Source organism: Dyella tabacisoli (genome assembly GCF_003350925.1).
In the GTDB taxonomy this organism is placed as follows: domain Bacteria; phylum Pseudomonadota; class Gammaproteobacteria; order Xanthomonadales; family Rhodanobacteraceae; genus Dyella_C; species Dyella_C tabacisoli.
Window position 1 is genome coordinate 204,041 of the sequence record NZ_KZ857177.1, and the last position, 15,940, is coordinate 219,980.

Below are 15,940 nucleotides of genomic sequence, written 5' to 3' on the forward strand. Positions count from 1 at the left end.
ACGATCGTTGGCGGGTGGGTTGGCGCGCGAACGGACACTGGTACATCGCCGGATGAAATGAGCAGGCACGGGCGACAAGTCGGCGGGATGGCCGCCGTAGGATATGGGGTCGGGTTGATTGAGTGTCTGCATATTCAGACGTCTATACGGATACACGGATACTTTGTCAATGTTTCGTTAGCTTCATGACGGATCGTTATAAGCCGTGTAACGCAAATTATTTGCCACCTACCGTGAAGGCAGCGTAGTTTCGTTTGGCTCCAACAGGTGTGGCCTACGATGAGTTATTGCGCTGTATGAAGCTCTATCCACTGTTTGCTGATCTTTCGGGTCGTGCCGTGCTGGTGATTGGGGGCGGGGCGGTAGCCGAGCGCAAAGTGGCCACGCTGATCGATGCTAAGGCCCAGGTCACCGTGAACGCCCCTGAATTGACGCCACAGCTTCGACGCTGGGTGGATAAAGGCGTCATCGCGCATCGTCGCGATGCTTTTCAGGAAACCTGGCTCGATCGGGTATGGCTGGTGGTCGCGGCCACCTCGGATCGCGAGATGAATCGGCTGGTGGCCGCGCTGGCCGAGTTGCGGCGGATCTTCGTTAATGTGGTGGACGACGCCGAATTGTCGAGTTTCCATGTGCCGGCGATCGTCGATCGAGCGCCGCTGACTATCGCCATCTCCAGTGGCGGTACGGCGCCGATGCTGGCGCGCCTGGTACGCGAACGCTTGGAGGCGCTGCTTGATCCATCGCTGGGCGCGCTGACCACGTTGGCGACACGACTGCGCTCACGCATTCGTGAACGATTGCCTGATATGTCGGCGCGCCGCCGTTTCTATGAGCATTTATTCGCCGGTCCAGTGGCTGCTCTATTGCGGCAAGGGCGGCCGCAGGAGGCGCGGCGGGCGGCAGAGCGTGCTCTATTTGTGGAAGCTGAGGTTACGGCTGGATCGGTTGTGCTGGTGGGGGCTGGTCCCGGCGATCCGGGCTTGTTGACCCTGCGTGCGCTAAGAGCCTTGAACGAGGCGGATGTGATTCTGCATGACCGCCTGGTCAGCGACGAGGTATTGGCTTTAGCCCGGCGCGATGCCGAACGTATCGAGGTCGGCAAACAGGCGGGAAACCATCACTACACGCAGGACGCTATTCACGCTTTGCTGCTTGAGCACGCGCGTGCGGGGCGGCGGGTCGTGCGGCTAAAGGGCGGCGACCCCTTCGTGTTCGGTCGCGGCGGTGAAGAGCTGGAATTTCTGCGCAAGCACGGCATTGCCTATGAAGTGGTTCCCGGCATTACCGCGGCACTGGCCTGCGCCGCTTATGCCGGCGTGCCATTGACCCATCGCGATCATGCCCAGGCGGTGCGCCTGGTGACCGCGCATTGCCAGGGCTCTCACGGCAGCCTGGATTGGAACGCCTTGGCGCAGGAGCGGCAAACGTTGGCGGTGTATATGGGGGTGAGCGAGCTTGAGGCATTTCGCGAGCGGCTGGTTGCGCATGGCCGCGCCTCCTCGACACCATTCGCGCTGATCGAGAATGGCTCACGCGCCGATCAACGGGTGGTCACCGGCACGTTGGCGAACTTGCCGGAGCGGGCCAGTGCGCACGCCGTGCATTCGCCGGCCTTGTTGATTCTCGGTGAGGTTGCAGCCCTGGCCGAGTCGCTGGCCTGGTTCGGTCAGCCCCCGCTGGGTGAGCCTGCGGCCGAAGTCCGTTCGGTGCGGCCAAGCCGTCGCCGGGTCATCGCACCGGGCCGCACCGATGTACTGGCGGCGATCCATCAGGCCTGATATTTAGGGCCTGCCGATCCGATAACGCAATTCTTAGCTTTGATCGCGCATCATCGGCGAACGGACTTCTTTACCTCTCTTCAGGAACTGCCATGATCTACAACAGCATCCTCGATACCATCGGCAATACACCGATCGTAAAACTGCACCGGCTGGCGCCGAAGCATGTCGAGATCTACGTCAAAGTCGAGGCCTTCAACCCGGCAGGTTCGGTGAAAGACCGGTTGGCGCTGGCGATCATCCTCGATGCTGAGCGTCGTGGCACGCTTAAGCCGGGCCAGACCGTGGTGGAGGCAACCTCCGGCAATACCGGCGTAGCCCTGGCTGCGGTGTGTGCGGCACGCGGTTATCCGTTTGTGGCGGTGATGAGCGAGACCTTTTCGGTTGAACGGCGCAAGCTGATCCGTGCTTATGGCGGCAAGGTCTTGCTGACCCCTGCGGCCGAGCGTGGTTCGGGCATGGTGCGTAAGGCTGCCGAGCTGGCTGAGAAACACGGCTGGTTCCTCGCCCGTCAGTTCGAGAATCCGGCCAATCCGGAATGGCATCGTAATACCACCGGGCCGGAGATCCTGCGCGACTTTGCCGGTCGCCGGCTGGACTATTTCGTCAGCGGCTGGGGTACCGGCGGCACTCTTACCGGCGTTGGCGAGGTGTTGAAGCTGGCACGCCCGGAGGTGCGGGTCATCGCTAGTGAGCCGGCCGGTGCGGCATTGCTGTCGGGGAGCGAGTGGCAGCCGCACAAGATCCAGGGCTGGACACCGGATTTCGTGCCGGCTGTGTTGAGCCGCAAAGCAATCGACGAGATTCTGCCGGTGGATGATGTGCTGGCACGCGATACGGCGCGCCAATTGGCACAGCAAGAGGGCATTTTTACCGGCATTTCTTCCGGCGCCACCTTGGCTGCGGCGCTGCAGGTGGCACGCAGCGCGAGCGAAGGGTCGGTACTGCTGGCTATGTTGCCGGATACGGGCGAGCGCTATTTGTCGACCTTCCTGTTCGAGGGCGTCAATGAAGGGTCGGACGAGGTCGAATAAGCCCCAATACGTGCAGCCAGACAAACGCTGTCGATCCATCGACAGCGTTTTTGTTTTAAGAGGCGATCAGATGTCCTGCGCCAGCGATTGCGCCAGACCGATATAGCCACCCGGCGTCAAATCGAGCAGCCGCTGCTTTGCATCGGCTGGCAGGTCCAGGCCGGTGATGAAGGTGCGCATCGAGTCTTTGGTAATGCCTTGGCCGCGGGTCAGGGCTTTGAGCTGTTCGTACGGCTCCGGCAGCCCGTAACGGCGCATCACCGTTTGCACCGCTTCGGCCAGTACTTCCCAATTGGCATCGAGGTCGGCGGCGAGGCGGTCGGTATTGATGGTGAGTTTGCCCAGCCCCTTCTGCAGCGACTCCAGCGCGACCAGGCTATGGCCGAAGGCGGTGCCGAGCGCGCGCAATACGGTGGAGTCGGTGAGGTCACGCTGCCAGCGGCTGATCGGCAGCTTCTCGGCGAAATGGCCAAGCAGGGCGTTGGCCAGGCCAAAGTTGCCTTCGGCATTTTCGAAGTCGATCGGGTTGACTTTGTGCGGCATGGTCGAGGAGCCGACTTCGCCGGCTTTCAGCGCTTGCTTGAAATAACCCAGCGAGATATAGCCCCAGATATCGCGCGCAAGATCGATCAGGATGATATTGGCGCGACGCACTGCATCGCAGTATTCGGCGACACCATCGTGCGGCTCGATCTGGGTGGTGTATGCGTTGTAGTCGAGGCCGAGACTTGTTACGAAGCGCTGCGAGAAGCCAGGCCAATCCACATCGGGGTAGGTAATGGCATGCGCGTTGTAATTGCCCACCGCGCCGTTGATCTTGCCGGGCACGTCAATCGCGGCGAGTTGCTTGCGCTGGCGCTCCAAACGGGCGACCACGTTAGCCAGTTCTTTGCCCAAGGTGCTCGGCGAGGCGGTTTGGCCGTGGGTACGCGAGAGCATCGGCAGGGCCGCGTTGGCGTGAGCCATCTCGCGCAGTTTAGTGATGATGCGGTCAAAGGCCGGCAGCAGTACTTGCTCACGAGCATCGCGAAGCATCAGGGCGTAGGACAGGTTGTTGATGTCCTCGCTGGTGCAGGCGAAGTGCACGAACTCTTTGGCTTGCGCCAGCGAGGCCTCATTGCCGATGCGTTCCTTGATGAAATACTCCACCGCTTTCACATCGTGATTGGTGGTCGCCTCGATCGCCTTGATGCGGGCACCGTCTTCGACGCTGAAGTCGGCCGCGATGGCTTTCAGTTGCGCGATTTGCGCCGGGGAGAAAGGCGCTAGCTCGACGATGCCCGGATCGGCCGCCAGGGCCAGCAGCCATTCGATCTCCACCTGTACCCGACGATGCATCAGGCCGTATTCACTGAAGATCGGGCGCAGCGCCTCGGCCTTGCTGGCATAGCGGCCGTCCAGCGGCGATAGGGCGGTCAGGGCATGAGAGGACATCGGGGCTTCCAGAAACGGTAAAACCGGGATTTTACATCGGGCAGGCCAGTGAATTGGGGCTTATAGTTCCTATCCCCTCACCCGAAGGTAGTCCAGGTATGAGCCAGTACCGCATCGAACACGACAGCATGGGCGAGTTGAAGGTGCCTGCCGATGCTCTTTATGGCGCCCAAACTCAGCGTGCGGTCGACAATTTTCCCATTTCCGGCCTGCATCTGCCGCGCCCGTTCATCCGCGCGCTTGGCCTTATTAAAGCCGCCGCCGCTGAGGCCAATCTGGCGCTGGGGTATTTGAAGAAAGGGCAGGCTGCGGCGATTCGTAAGGCTGCGCTGGCGGTCGCGGAGGGCGAGCACGACAGCCAGTTTCCAATTGACGTGTTTCAGACCGGCTCCGGCACCAGCACCAATATGAACGCCAACGAGGTCATTGCGCACCTTGCAGCCCGCGCCGGCACCAAGGTGCACCCCAACGACCACGTCAATTACGGACAGAGTTCCAATGACGTCATCCCCACTGCGATCCACGTCAGCGCCACGCTAACGACCAGCGAGCAATTGATTCCGGCGCTGAAACACCTGAAAAGGATTATCGACAAGCGTGCCCGCGAGCTGAAAAACGTACCTAAGACCGGTCGTACCCATTTGATGGACGCGATGCCGGTGACCTTTGGTCAGGAGCTATCGGGTTGGGCGGCTCAGATCGACTCGGCGATCGAGCGTATTCAGGACAGTCTGAAACGCATGCGTCGATTGCCGCAGGGCGGCACGGCGGTAGGTACCGGCATCAATGCCGATCCAAAGTTCGGCCCTGCGGTGGCGCGTGAGCTGAAAAAGCTCACCGGGGTGAAGTTCGAATCAGCCGACAATTATTTCGAGGGCATGGCGGCACAAGATGCCGCAGTCGAACTGTCCGGTCAGTTGAAAACCCTGGCGGTGGCGCTGATGAAGATCGCCAACGATTTGCGCTGGATGAACTCCGGCCCGCTTGCCGGGCTTGGCGAGATCGAGCTGCCGGCCTTGCAGCCAGGCTCGTCGATCATGCCGGGCAAGGTGAACCCGGTGATGCCCGAGGCTACCGCGATGGTCGCTGCGCAGGTCATCGGCAACGATGCCACCATCACCATTGCCGGTCAGTCCGGCAACTTTCAGCTCAATGTGATGCTGCCGCTGATTGCGCACAATCTGCTGCAATCGATCGGCATTCTCGCCAATGTAAGCGTTCTATTGGCTGATAAAGCGATTGCGGGTTTTCGCGTAAACACGGCGCGGGTGAAAGAGGCACTGGATAAAAACCCGATCCTGGTTACGGCATTGAACCCGGTCATTGGCTATGAAAAGGGTGCAGCGACGGCCAAGCAGGCTTACAAAGAAAAACGGCCGATCCTGGATGTGGCAGTCGAAGTCACTGGCCTGACCAAGGACAAACTCAAGCCACTGCTCGATCCGATGGCGTTGACCAAGGGCGGTATTCATGGCGGTGGCGGAGGCGGTGGTTGATTCAACGGGAAGGCAAATAAAAACGGGCGCCTAAGCGCCCGTTTTTATTCTTCGTAGTAGTTAGGGCATCAGAGCGGTCAACTGTCGTCGCGAGCCCGACGCAGCCGGATGGCGGCGATGATAAGGACCGCACCTGCGATGACACCGATCCACAAGCCAGGCGAGGCCAGCAGACTATAGATGCGGATGGGATCGATAAGGGCCAGTGGACCGTCTTGATGCACGTGGGAGAAAGACTCGACATCAATGTTGTACGACTGCAGGCTTGAGACAGGGAAAACACTGATGAGTATGCGTTGGAAGATATGTGTCCAGAACCAGCTCGACGACAGATTGAGCAGGTTCATGATGCCGAACCAGCTAATCATCAGGCCGGTCAATGCAGGTATCAACACCGCCCACAAAAAGGGTTTGGTACGTGCCCATACGGAGCAGAGCATCAACCAGCCCACTGCCGGCAAGGCCCATAGTGCGTATAGCGGGATCGCGCAGAGTAACGAAATGGTGGCGCGCAAAGGATGTGCCTGGCTTAGCAACTGCCATGCACTTACCCCGTGGAACGACAGCACTAAGGCGAAGATCATAATCAGCAGCATGCCCAGCGCAATACTGACGACCACAGCGATGATCGGGGCCAATACTGTGGCACTCACGACTTTTGACAGCACGGTAGTGGTGTCGGAAATCGGCAGCGATTTCCAGAACAGGACGCTGTGATCGCGGCGGTCGTCGTACAACGAACCCAGGCAGTAGAACAATACGACGAAGCCCAGCACAACGCTGATGATGGCCATCGAAGAAATAAAAGCCAGATCGAGTGCATTGCCGACCTGGGCCAGATCGCCAGCATTGGCCTTGGCAACCAGTTGGGTCAGCTCATTATTGCCGCCGATCATGAGGCCATGGCGCGCACCGAACACTTCCGCGGTGATGATCCCCATGATGTTGAGCAAGACAAAGATGCCGCCCGTGACGATGGGGGCCCATAGGAAACCGCCGCGGTGTTCCCAGTACTCGCGTTTCACGAGCCAATAGAAGGTTTTCATGCGTAGGTTCCCTTCATGGTGGCGACGAAAAGATCGCTGATAGACGGCCGCCGGACTTCGCCCATGCCCTCCAGAACGGCCCGGTCGGCGCCGTCAAACAGAAAGATGCTTTTGCCGAATACCTGGCGCTCGTCCAGAGGATTCATCTGACGCGCACTGGCGGCCTTGTCGGCGCTTACCATCACTTCGGCAAAGCGCTCGCCGATGGCGTCCATGTCGGCATCCAGGACGATTTTGCCATCCCGGATAAACATCAAATCGGTGAGAATGTGTTCGATTTCCTCGACTTGATGGGTCGTGATGATGATGGTCTTGTTCTCGTCGAAGTAATCTTCAAGCAAGCTCTGGTAGAACTGCTTGCGATAGAGAATGTCCAGGCCCAGAGTGGGTTCGTCCAACACCAGCAAGCGAGCATCGATGGCCATGACCAGGGCCAGGTGCAGTTGCACGATCATGCCTTTGGACATCTGTTTCACGCGCTGTTCCGGCTGCAGTTTGGTGCGTGCCAGAAAGGTTTCGCATTTGACGCGATCAAAGCGCGGATGCACGTTGGCGACAAAGTCGACCGCTTCGCGCACCCGGATCCAGCGGGGCAGCACGGCGACATCGGCGATAAAGCAAACCTGCTCCATCAATTGATTGCGCTGAGTGCGTGGATCCAGGCCCAGTACATTGAGTTGCCCATCGAAATCAGTGAGGCCGAGAATGGCTTTCAGTGCCGTGGTCTTGCCGGCGCCATTGGGGCCGATCAGCCCCACGATGCGGCCAGACTCGATCTGAAAGCTGACTTGATCCAGCGCATGAGTGTTCTTGTAGCGTTTGTTCAAGCCACTGGCGGTAATCACGGTATTCATGACTGATTCCCCGGCTGCTCTGGTGCTTCGCGCATCAGCGCCTTCAGATCCAGGCCCAAGCGTTGCAGCCGAGTAAATAGTACTGGCCACTCTTCGCGTAGAAAGCGTTCGCGCTCGGACTTGAGCAGCGCGTCGCGGGCTCCATCGATGACAAACATGCCCAACCCCCTCCTTTTTTCTACCAGTTGATCGTCGACCAGTTCCTGATACGCCTTTGAGACGGTCAGCGGGTTGATTTGGTAATCCGCCGCGACCTGGCGTACTGACGGCAGCGGGTCGCCCTCGTTCAAGGCGCCGTCCAGGATCATCGCCACCACGCGTTCGCGTAGCTGGCGATAGATCGGGACGCTGTCGTTCCAGGTGATAGTCATTGGTTATTCCTTACTGATGCGGCCGAGCTTGGTGCCAAACGAATAGTAGGGCATGACCAATTGCGCACTGAGCAAGCGGGCTCCGGTTTCTGCGCCATGGGTGAGTGCCGCAGTGGCTGTCGCGCTGACCATGCCTGCTTCTGTCAGTAGTGCCGCTGCACGCAGATCCTCGGCGCTGGGGCGAACTTCGAGCGGGCTCAGGTTGATGACCTTGGCGCCATTGATCTGTTGCGCCGGAATGTTCGCGACATTGTCGTTGAGTGAGGCAAGGGTCGCGGCAGTAAGCAAGGTGGCGGCGGCCAGGGTGAACAAGTTCTGTGCTTTCATGACGGTGTCCTTAGTGATCTCGTTAACCGGTGTTGTAGTGAACTATAACACCATGTTTTCGTCAGTCAACAGGCAAGATGCCATTTCGCAACATGACTGATGGCCTATAAGGCGTCGCCGGATGCAGGCGCGCCCCAGGCGGCCCCTATTGGGTGCCTGTGAGCGGAGATCATCGGCTTCCGATGGGATCTGCGGCAGATGCGTCGATCAGCTATAGCAGGTGACAGTCATCACGCCAGATAGGCTTACGTTCCAATGCGACGACGCGGAAAGGTCGTGCTGAAGCCGCATGAGCGGCTCGGGCAACAGGCTTTGAGATGACGAACTACCCGGCGTTTACACCGGGCAGTTCGTCGATACAGCCTTAGAGCTGTCGCATGAAGGCGACCAGATCCTGCTTCTCCTGCCCGTTGAGCTTAGTGCCTAGCACGATGTTGAAGAATTCCACCGTATCGTCCAGCGTCAGCAGCCGGCCGTCATGCAGGTAGGGTGGTGCGTCCTTGATGCCGCGCAATGGGAAGGTTTTGATCGGGCCATCGGCGCTGGCCATCTCACCATTGATTAAGCGTGGCTTGTAGAAGCGCTCAACTTGTAGGTTGTGCATGCTGCCATCGGTGTAATACGGCGGCTCATGACAACTACTGCATTGGCCTTTGCCAAAGAAAATCGCCTGCCCACGCAGCTCGGCTTCGGTAGCTTTGCCTGGATCGAGTTTGCCGTCCCAGCCCAATTTCGGGGCCGGCGGAAAATCCAGCAGCTCCTCGAACTCGGCCATGTCGTGTACTTGGCTGCCGCGCTCAAGAATATTCACGCCCTTCTTGGTGGCCAGCACGGGGTCGCCGTCAAAGTAAGCCGCGCGCTGCTCGAACTCGGTAAAGTCTTCGACGCTCTTCAATGCGCGCTGCGAGCCGAAGAGCCGTTGAATATTCACCCCGCGCAACGAAGGGGTCTGGATGCGATGGCGAAATTCTTGCGGACGTATATCGCCGACCAGATGCGTTGCCCCATTGGAATGGCCGTTGGCGTGACAATCGAAGCAGGCTACGCCGAGACTGGCACGAGCCGAGCGGCGGTCGCCGGTCGCGTTGAATTGCTGCTGTGGAAACGGCGTGACCAGCAACCGTAAACCTTCGAGCTGCTTGGGGTTGAGAGTGCCGTTGAACAATTCATAGTAATTATCGAGGCTGACCAGCTTGCCCTTGGAGACATCGCCCAGGTCCGGCCGGGTGGTCAAATAAATGCCTGCCGGAAAATCCGGCAGAAAATGATCCGGCAAATCGAAATCCAGATCGAAGCGGGTCAAGTCGCGATTGTCCTGCTGCTTGATCCGTTCGATCTCGAAATGCGGAAACAACATGCCGCCTTCAGGATGATTGGGGTGGGGCAGGGGAAAGAAGCCGGCGGGGAATAGATCCTTGCTCTTGATCTCATCCGGGGTCATCGAGACAAGCTGATCCCAGGTGACACCGGGTTTGAGTCGAACTCGAACGCCTTCTTGCACCGGTTTGCCGCGGGACATCGTGACCCCAGGTGCAGGGCGATCGGCAAGATCGTAGCGCTGCTGCAACAGACTCATATGCCGCTGCATCACACCAGCTTTCGCAGCGGACATACGCGACATCGTAGTTTGAAAATCGGGTTCGATAACCGACGAGTAACTGGTTGGGGGTGGGGTTTTAGATGGCGGATCGGCCTGAAATCCCTGCGCCGATGCAGATAAGGCGAGTACGGTGGCGATCGACAACGCTAGCTGCCGGCCACGTTTGGCGGTTGCGCGTTTCATGTAAGCCTCCCATAGGGCGTGAATGCCAGGCGGCCTGGCACAGCCCCTGCCATGGGCCGCCGCGGCCGATCCTAGGCTTCATTGGAGGGCGTGGGAAATTAATTGATTTGATTGAATCGATAGCTTGCATGAATCGATGGCGCGTTATTCAAGTGACGCTATACAGCGTGCTGTGCATTGTGCGGCAGCGCGTTCAACCAACTTCGGTGTCGTGCGTTTAAGTGAAATTCTTGAAGCTGGACGTAAATGCCAACCATGTCACGTTCAAGCAAGCCCGTCGTTGTGCAGCGCCATCGCGTGGTGCCGGCGCAGCCATGGGACATTCTCTTTCTAGTTTCAGAAGTGTCGTCTGGTGTTGCTAGGGGGCATTTCAGCCCAGAGGGCTGTGGTACACGCCAAGCACAAATTGCTCTCGCCCTGCGGTGTGCCAAGGCGATTCTCGGTCGTCAATGGATGCTTCGACGACTTTTTGAGCCTGTACAGTTTGTTGTCGTTCGCTCTGCCAAAAGCACACTAGGCGGCGCCCTGGTGGTGTTTTCACGCAATGATGACGGCCAACAAGTCGTAACGATTGAATGCCTTGTCGTTGAATCGAGATTTCGCCGGGATGGTGTTGGTGAGGCGCTCGTGCGGTATTTTCTGACAAACGCACCGGAAGGGGCCATAGTGCAATGTTTTTGCACACCCCATTCACAGGGCATGCAGAAATTACTTAAGCACTTGGGTTTCATCCGTAATCACAAGGTATTTGTAGTGAATAAAGGGGAGGGGCGCATTCTTATGCCTTCGCATTGGATTTGGTGCTCTGGGCTGTCTTCGTTACCGCTGCCTTGATATGGATAGAGCAAGTTCGTCGTGGCCTAGGTTAATGGGCGGCGGCCACGGGTACGCCCCGGACGCGTCATCGATAAGACTATTTCTATGAGTTAATAAGCCCCCTAAGTAATTAGATTACTTAGGGGGCTGGTTGCAATGATGTCTGTTGAAGGATTGTAGTGAAGAATGGCGCAGTAATGAATTTGAAATCATGGCTTCACCGCTCTCCACATCATGCCTGCTATCTGGCTTTCAACTTCCGCTTGATAATCATTTCACATCATCATGATTGCTGGGCGGCGGCAGATTGGCATGACCTCTCCTTCATCGAGCAGCTCAGTTACCTGCTGTTTTTTGTGGCGCAACGTCCTTGAGCTGGATATGCATCCGTACCGCAGGAATCGCACTGGTTGCGGCAAGATTGGCGGTCGAGAGGCCGGTCGAATTACTGACCATGAAATCGGCACCACCACCGTCTTCGGTGACGTTGCCATTGGGGGCGAAAACGTAGAAGCCGTCAGAGCCGCCAATGCCACCGAAAGTCACCGTTACGTAGCCGTATTTGTTGGACGTGATGGATGACACATTGATCGGCGGGGAGAAGCCGCCAATCTGGCTAATGGCCAGGTTGGACTTTTGAACTCGAACAGCAAATGGGCTTTGATTGGTTCCGATGAAGAGGAAGCCGTCGTCAGCCGCCAGATAAGTCTTTGCGCTGAGACCCCCGGTGAGAGGAAGGGTGATGGTATTCGTAAGACTTATGGTCACCGTATCGAACAACGGGCCTACGACGTCGGTCTTCTTGTATACATAGAGCGTTACCCCGGCCCCACTGCCGGCGGCTTCGTCCACGACATAGATATTGCGCGTAACCGTGCTCGTTGTGGCATCGACCGACTCATTGCCTTCGATAAGTGCCCCGGCTCGGCCGAACGGCCCCAAGGGTCCGCCGCCATAGCAGCCAGATGATCCCTGAGTAGAGCCGCATACGCTCAAGTAGGCGCTCGTGTAAGTGTTGTTGAAGGAGTACGTAGTGAAGAGGTTACTGTCGGGGGAGGCGGTCTGTGTTGCGGCTGCAGTCAAAAATTCTGCGCTTGCCGGGAAGGCTGCGGTGACAGCAAGCAGAAGGCCGGTGGCTAGCAGTACGCGTTGAGTGCGGGTCTTGGACATATCGTTGTTCTCCCTAATCGATTGGAGTGATGCGACAAGGTGCAGCGAACCGTCCTGCTGTCGCGGGAAGGGCGGTTCTGATAATCGGGTAGGGAGTTGAATCCCTGGTGCGAGAAGAATTGTATTCGCCGGCAATCGCACGGACTGCGACGATGGCTGGGAATTAATTCGCCATTGAACAAATTTTCTTTATGGGTTCGCCAGGCGAGGCCGGAGACAAAAAATGTCGATGTGGGGCGTTATTTCATGTTGTTATTACCCGCTCTTATTGCAAGAGCATTTGACATGACCAGGTGGTTAAAGCGATTTCATGTTTAAATAATCTACAAAGCCAGAAAAATCACCTCTATGCCGAATTTTTTGACGATCCAACGCTTAACGGCAGCTATTGCACGAGACCTTGAGCAAGGGATCAGCCTAGACTGGGCGTGTCCTGGATTTTGTATAAACGGGCCGCAGGCAGGAAACTGCCCATTGACCTGAACACACCATCAGTCCACGCAAGCATGAGGTGTCCGACGAACTGCTTGGCAGCCTGTTGGTCAACTACTGAAAGTCCCTCGGCTCATCCCGTCTCTTCGTCTCAAGGATTTCGCCATGACGACCCGCAGACAATTCCTCAAGCAGCTCTCAACCACGGCTGGCGTCGGCGTCGCCGCCTCGCTCGGCCTGAGCTTCGCCACGCCTCGTCTGCACGCTGCCCCGGCGACGGATGGCTGGCATATGCCTGACGAGCACCTGCCACAGGAGCGGGTATTCCTCGCCTATGCTGCGAGCAGTGCTATCTGGAAGGACTGGGCGTCGGAGGTGAACAGCACTGTCGCCATGCTGGCCAGGACCATCGCCCGCTACCAGCCGGTCACCATCCTGTGCCGGGAGCAACAGGAGGACGACGCCCGTGACGAATGCGGCACCGACAACGTGGATTACCTGCCGCTGCCGCTCAACGACATATGGGTGCGCGACTACGGCGGCTGTTTCGTGCTCGATCGCGGCGGTAGGCTCGGATTGGTGGACTTCAACTTCAACGGCTGGGGCAAAAAGCAGGCCTCGTCCAACGACACCCGAGTAGCCAAGGCGCTCGGCACCGAGCTGGAGGCAACCTATATCCGCAGCCGGCTCACCGGCGAGGGCGGTGGCATTGAGGTGAACGGGCACGGCACGGCCATCCTCACCGAAAGTTGTTGGATCAACGACAACCGCAATCCGGGCCTGAGCAAGGCGCAGATCGACGCCGAGCTGAAAAGCCTGCTCGGCCTCAGGAAAATCATCTGGCTGCCGGGCATCAAGAGCCAAGACATCACTGATGCCCACATCGATTTCTATGCGCGCTTCGCCAAGCCCGGCGTGGTGATCGCCAACCTCGACAACGATCCGGACTCCCACGATTACCCGGTAACCCGTCGGCACCTGGACATCCTCAAATCGGCCACCGACGCCGAAGGACGCAAGCTCCAGGTGCATACCCTACCGCCGCCGACGGATCCGCGCCGCAATGTTTATACCGAGAACAACCCGAGCTTCGCGGCGGGCTACATCAATTTCCTGTCGATCAACGGCGCGCTGATCGCCCCGCAGTTCGGCGATGCGGCGGCGGACGGCTACTGCCGGGAGCTGTTGCAGCAACTGTATCCGGGGCGCGAGGTGGTGCAGGTCAATATCGACCCGATCGCCGCTGGCGGCGGCGGCATCCACTGCGTCACTAAACAACTGCCCCGCGTCGCGGGTACCAAGGAGTCCGCGGGGGCGGACTAGCTACGTAAACCATCAGGTCGTTCAAATCTATGCCACGTGTGGGCGGGGCGCACGCTCAATCAGGGACTGCCGCAAGAGGCGCCGCTTTTTTATTTAACGTTTTAACGACGCCACACTAAGGTAGGTCCGAATGAAATAGTGGCTTTCGCCGGAATGCTGCTGGCTTGGATTAGTTCAGGAGTGGTGCCAGTCGTTCCGCCGGATCTACGTCGACAAGGGAGGGCGCAGACATGTTTGCTTCGAAGATCACCAGATCACAGACGAAGACAGCCGTAGATTCAACCATTCGCCTAAAGCAGCGGCTTTCCAACCAGCCTGCAAATACGCCCGCTGAGTCGCATGAGGCAGGGGCCGCCCTGGAGAACATGGCGCTCGGTGAAGCACCACGCGGCACCTCGTTTGATTTCGGCAAAATACCGCTCTTCTCGCCGAACCGGACCAGCCGATCACCGGCGTCTGACGGTCCTTCACTCGCGGACCTACAGCCAAAGCTCGCCGTCGGACGGACGGATGATCCACTGGAGCATGAGGCGGATCGCGCCGCCGATCAGGTAATGCGCATGCGCGAGCCGCCTAGCATGAGTGCTGCTGGCCTACAGCTCAGCCGAAAATGCGCGGCCTGCGATGAGGAGCATGAGGCCATTCAAACGAAGCGGGACGGATCAACCGCAGTCTCCGGTGACGCCCCCGGCTTGGTCCACAGTGTCCTGCGCTCGTCGGGCCAACCTCTAGATCAGAGGAGCCGATCATTCTTCGAGCCGCGCTTCCGTCATGACTTCAGCAGAGTTCGGGTTCATGCCGACACAAATGCCGCTGCCTCAGCTCGTTCGGTCGGGGCGCTCGCGTACGCCGTCGGGCCACATATCGTTTTCAATGCGGATCGGTACGCCCCTCGCACAGCCACCGGGCAGGCACTGCTGGCGCATGAGCTGGCACATGTCGTGCAGCAGTCGCACGGCGACGGCGGCGAGCATGCCACGATCCGCCGCTACACGGAGTTCGATGCCGCAGCTCAGACGGCCAAAAAGTCGCTGGGTTGGGTGCATCCAGCAGGTAGCCCGTTGCGGGTGTCCGATGACGGCAACATGGCCGCAGAGGACAACGGCTGGGGCGAAAACTTGAGTAAGCGCGCATGGACGACGTCGGCGAATCTTGCGACCTCCAACGCAAAGCTGGCGGCCGTAGGGTCGAAGGCAAAGCTGGTCGCTAAGGGCAATCCAATCTCGGGCATACCTCCTGCCAGCCCCAAGTCAGCGGCGATCACGTTGCAGGAGGTGGAGCCGGTAAAGGCAGCCGGCGGAGGGCCGCTAGAACTGGCCTCTGACTGTGGCTCGGCCTGCAAGCAAGTGACGGGGAGCCCGAGCTCGGGCAAAGACGTCTCCGTCATGAAAGGCGATAAGTCAGAGACGTACGGCTCGCCGAAGGATTATCACGGTGGCGACCCGACAACACCGGAGGAGTGGACCGAAGAGGTCTATAAGAAGGAGTTTGGCGCCGGGCTGAGCCGGCAGGATGCCTACAACAAATATGCCGCGCTATCGGCTACGGACAAGGACAAGTTCGACCGCAAGTACGGCAGAAACAAGTATGCGCGACCTGAGGTCGGCCAGGGCATCACGATTAGCACCGAAAAGGACGCTCCAGGTTCGCATGATGTGAGCAGCTTTACCTGGAATTTCCACTATGCAGCAGCAGTAATGAGCTCCGGCAGCGACTACATCACGCTCGAGAACGCGGCGGGTTGGGCGACAACGGGATGGATTTTCTTCATGTACGGCCCTGTCTCGAAGGCACAGACATTTCTGGAGCAGCAGGCCGCGACGCTCACGCATGGATCCGATCCATCGGCGGTAGTCGTCGAGTCGGAAAAAGCACTGGATGTTGCGACGATTGATAAAGACGCGCCACTGCTGGTGGGGACGAAAGTTATCAACCTGGCAAAAGGAACGGCACTGCGGGTCTCGGCCAAGAATGTCGGTGGAGGTCAGACCTGGCTCACCGTCGAGGTGAAGTCTGGACCGCAGATCGGCACCAAAGGCCAGATACGCAATGAGCTAGTTAAGTAAAAGGGCG

General features: G+C 58.6%; 13 protein-coding genes. 6 read left to right on the top strand and 7 right to left on the bottom strand.

The window, feature by feature from the left end; genetic code table 11:
* Positions 1-296: 296 nt before the first annotated feature.
* Both cysG and cysK read left to right on the top strand, forming a co-directional pair.
* Positions 297-1,781 carry a siroheme synthase CysG gene (cysG, locus tag DVJ77_RS12840; protein WP_114845915.1) on the top strand — a complete coding sequence of 495 codons (1,485 nt, stop codon included), beginning with the start codon at positions 297-299 and terminating at the stop codon, positions 1,779-1,781.
* Positions 1,782-1,873: 92 nt separating this feature from the next.
* A complete protein-coding gene (gene cysK / locus DVJ77_RS12845; RefSeq protein ID WP_114845916.1) occupies positions 1,874-2,815 on the top strand; it encodes a cysteine synthase A in 942 nt (313 codons plus the stop codon).
* A 66-nt stretch (positions 2,816-2,881) separates the two neighbouring features.
* On the opposite strand, the gene purB is transcribed toward cysK, so the two are convergent.
* Positions 2,882-4,249, bottom strand: a complete 1,368-nt coding sequence (gene purB / locus DVJ77_RS12850) for an adenylosuccinate lyase (protein WP_114845917.1) — start codon at positions 4,247-4,249, stop codon at positions 2,882-2,884.
* 98 nt (positions 4,250-4,347) lie between these two features.
* Here purB and DVJ77_RS12855 point away from each other — a divergent pair, with 98 nt between their 5' ends.
* On the top strand, positions 4,348-5,745 hold the full coding sequence (locus tag DVJ77_RS12855) for a class II fumarate hydratase (protein WP_114845918.1): 1,398 nt from the start codon (positions 4,348-4,350) through the stop codon (positions 5,743-5,745).
* Between the two features lie 77 nt (positions 5,746-5,822).
* Here the strand turns inward: DVJ77_RS12855 and DVJ77_RS12860 are convergent, their stop codons facing one another.
* The 5 genes from DVJ77_RS12860 to DVJ77_RS12880 form a co-directional block, all read right to left on the bottom strand.
* Positions 5,823-6,791 carry a hypothetical protein gene (locus tag DVJ77_RS12860; RefSeq protein WP_114845919.1) on the bottom strand — a complete coding sequence of 323 codons (969 nt, stop codon included), beginning with the start codon at positions 6,789-6,791 and terminating at the stop codon, positions 5,823-5,825.
* The gene (locus tag DVJ77_RS12865; RefSeq protein WP_114845920.1) at positions 6,788-7,645 is read right to left on the bottom strand and encodes an ABC transporter ATP-binding protein; all 858 of its coding nucleotides are present in this window, start codon (positions 7,643-7,645) and stop codon (positions 6,788-6,790) included. Before DVJ77_RS12865 ends, DVJ77_RS12860 begins: the two co-directional genes overlap by 4 nt.
* Complete coding sequence (locus DVJ77_RS12870; protein WP_114845921.1) at positions 7,642-8,016, bottom strand: GntR family transcriptional regulator; 375 nt, start codon at positions 8,014-8,016, stop codon at positions 7,642-7,644. Before DVJ77_RS12870 ends, DVJ77_RS12865 begins: the two co-directional genes overlap by 4 nt.
* Before the next feature lie 3 nt (positions 8,017-8,019).
* Complete coding sequence (locus DVJ77_RS12875) at positions 8,020-8,343, bottom strand: hypothetical protein (protein WP_114845922.1); 324 nt, start codon at positions 8,341-8,343, stop codon at positions 8,020-8,022.
* Between the two features lie 364 nt (positions 8,344-8,707).
* On the bottom strand, positions 8,708-10,126 hold the full coding sequence (locus tag DVJ77_RS12880; RefSeq protein ID WP_162791476.1) for a cytochrome B6: 1,419 nt from the start codon (positions 10,124-10,126) through the stop codon (positions 8,708-8,710).
* Between the two features lie 255 nt (positions 10,127-10,381).
* Between DVJ77_RS12880 and DVJ77_RS12890 the strand changes: the two genes are divergently transcribed.
* A complete protein-coding gene (locus DVJ77_RS12890; RefSeq protein ID WP_162791477.1) occupies positions 10,382-10,960 on the top strand; it encodes a GNAT family N-acetyltransferase in 579 nt (192 codons plus the stop codon).
* A gap of 318 nt (positions 10,961-11,278) precedes the next feature.
* Here DVJ77_RS12890 and DVJ77_RS12895 read toward each other — a convergent pair whose 3' ends face one another.
* Positions 11,279-12,112 carry a hypothetical protein gene (locus tag DVJ77_RS12895; RefSeq protein ID WP_114845926.1) on the bottom strand — a complete coding sequence of 278 codons (834 nt, stop codon included), beginning with the start codon at positions 12,110-12,112 and terminating at the stop codon, positions 11,279-11,281.
* Between the two features lie 597 nt (positions 12,113-12,709).
* Here DVJ77_RS12895 and DVJ77_RS12900 point away from each other — a divergent pair.
* Together DVJ77_RS12900 and DVJ77_RS12905 are read left to right on the top strand one after the other, a co-directional pair.
* Positions 12,710-13,867 (top strand): agmatine deiminase family protein, encoded by a 1,158-nt coding sequence (locus tag DVJ77_RS12900; RefSeq protein WP_114845927.1) that lies wholly within the window; start codon positions 12,710-12,712, stop codon positions 13,865-13,867.
* 230 nt (positions 13,868-14,097) lie between these two features.
* The gene (locus DVJ77_RS12905) at positions 14,098-15,933 is read left to right on the top strand and encodes an eCIS core domain-containing protein (protein WP_225427981.1); all 1,836 of its coding nucleotides are present in this window, start codon (positions 14,098-14,100) and stop codon (positions 15,931-15,933) included.
* The last annotated feature ends 7 nt before the right edge of the window (positions 15,934-15,940 follow it).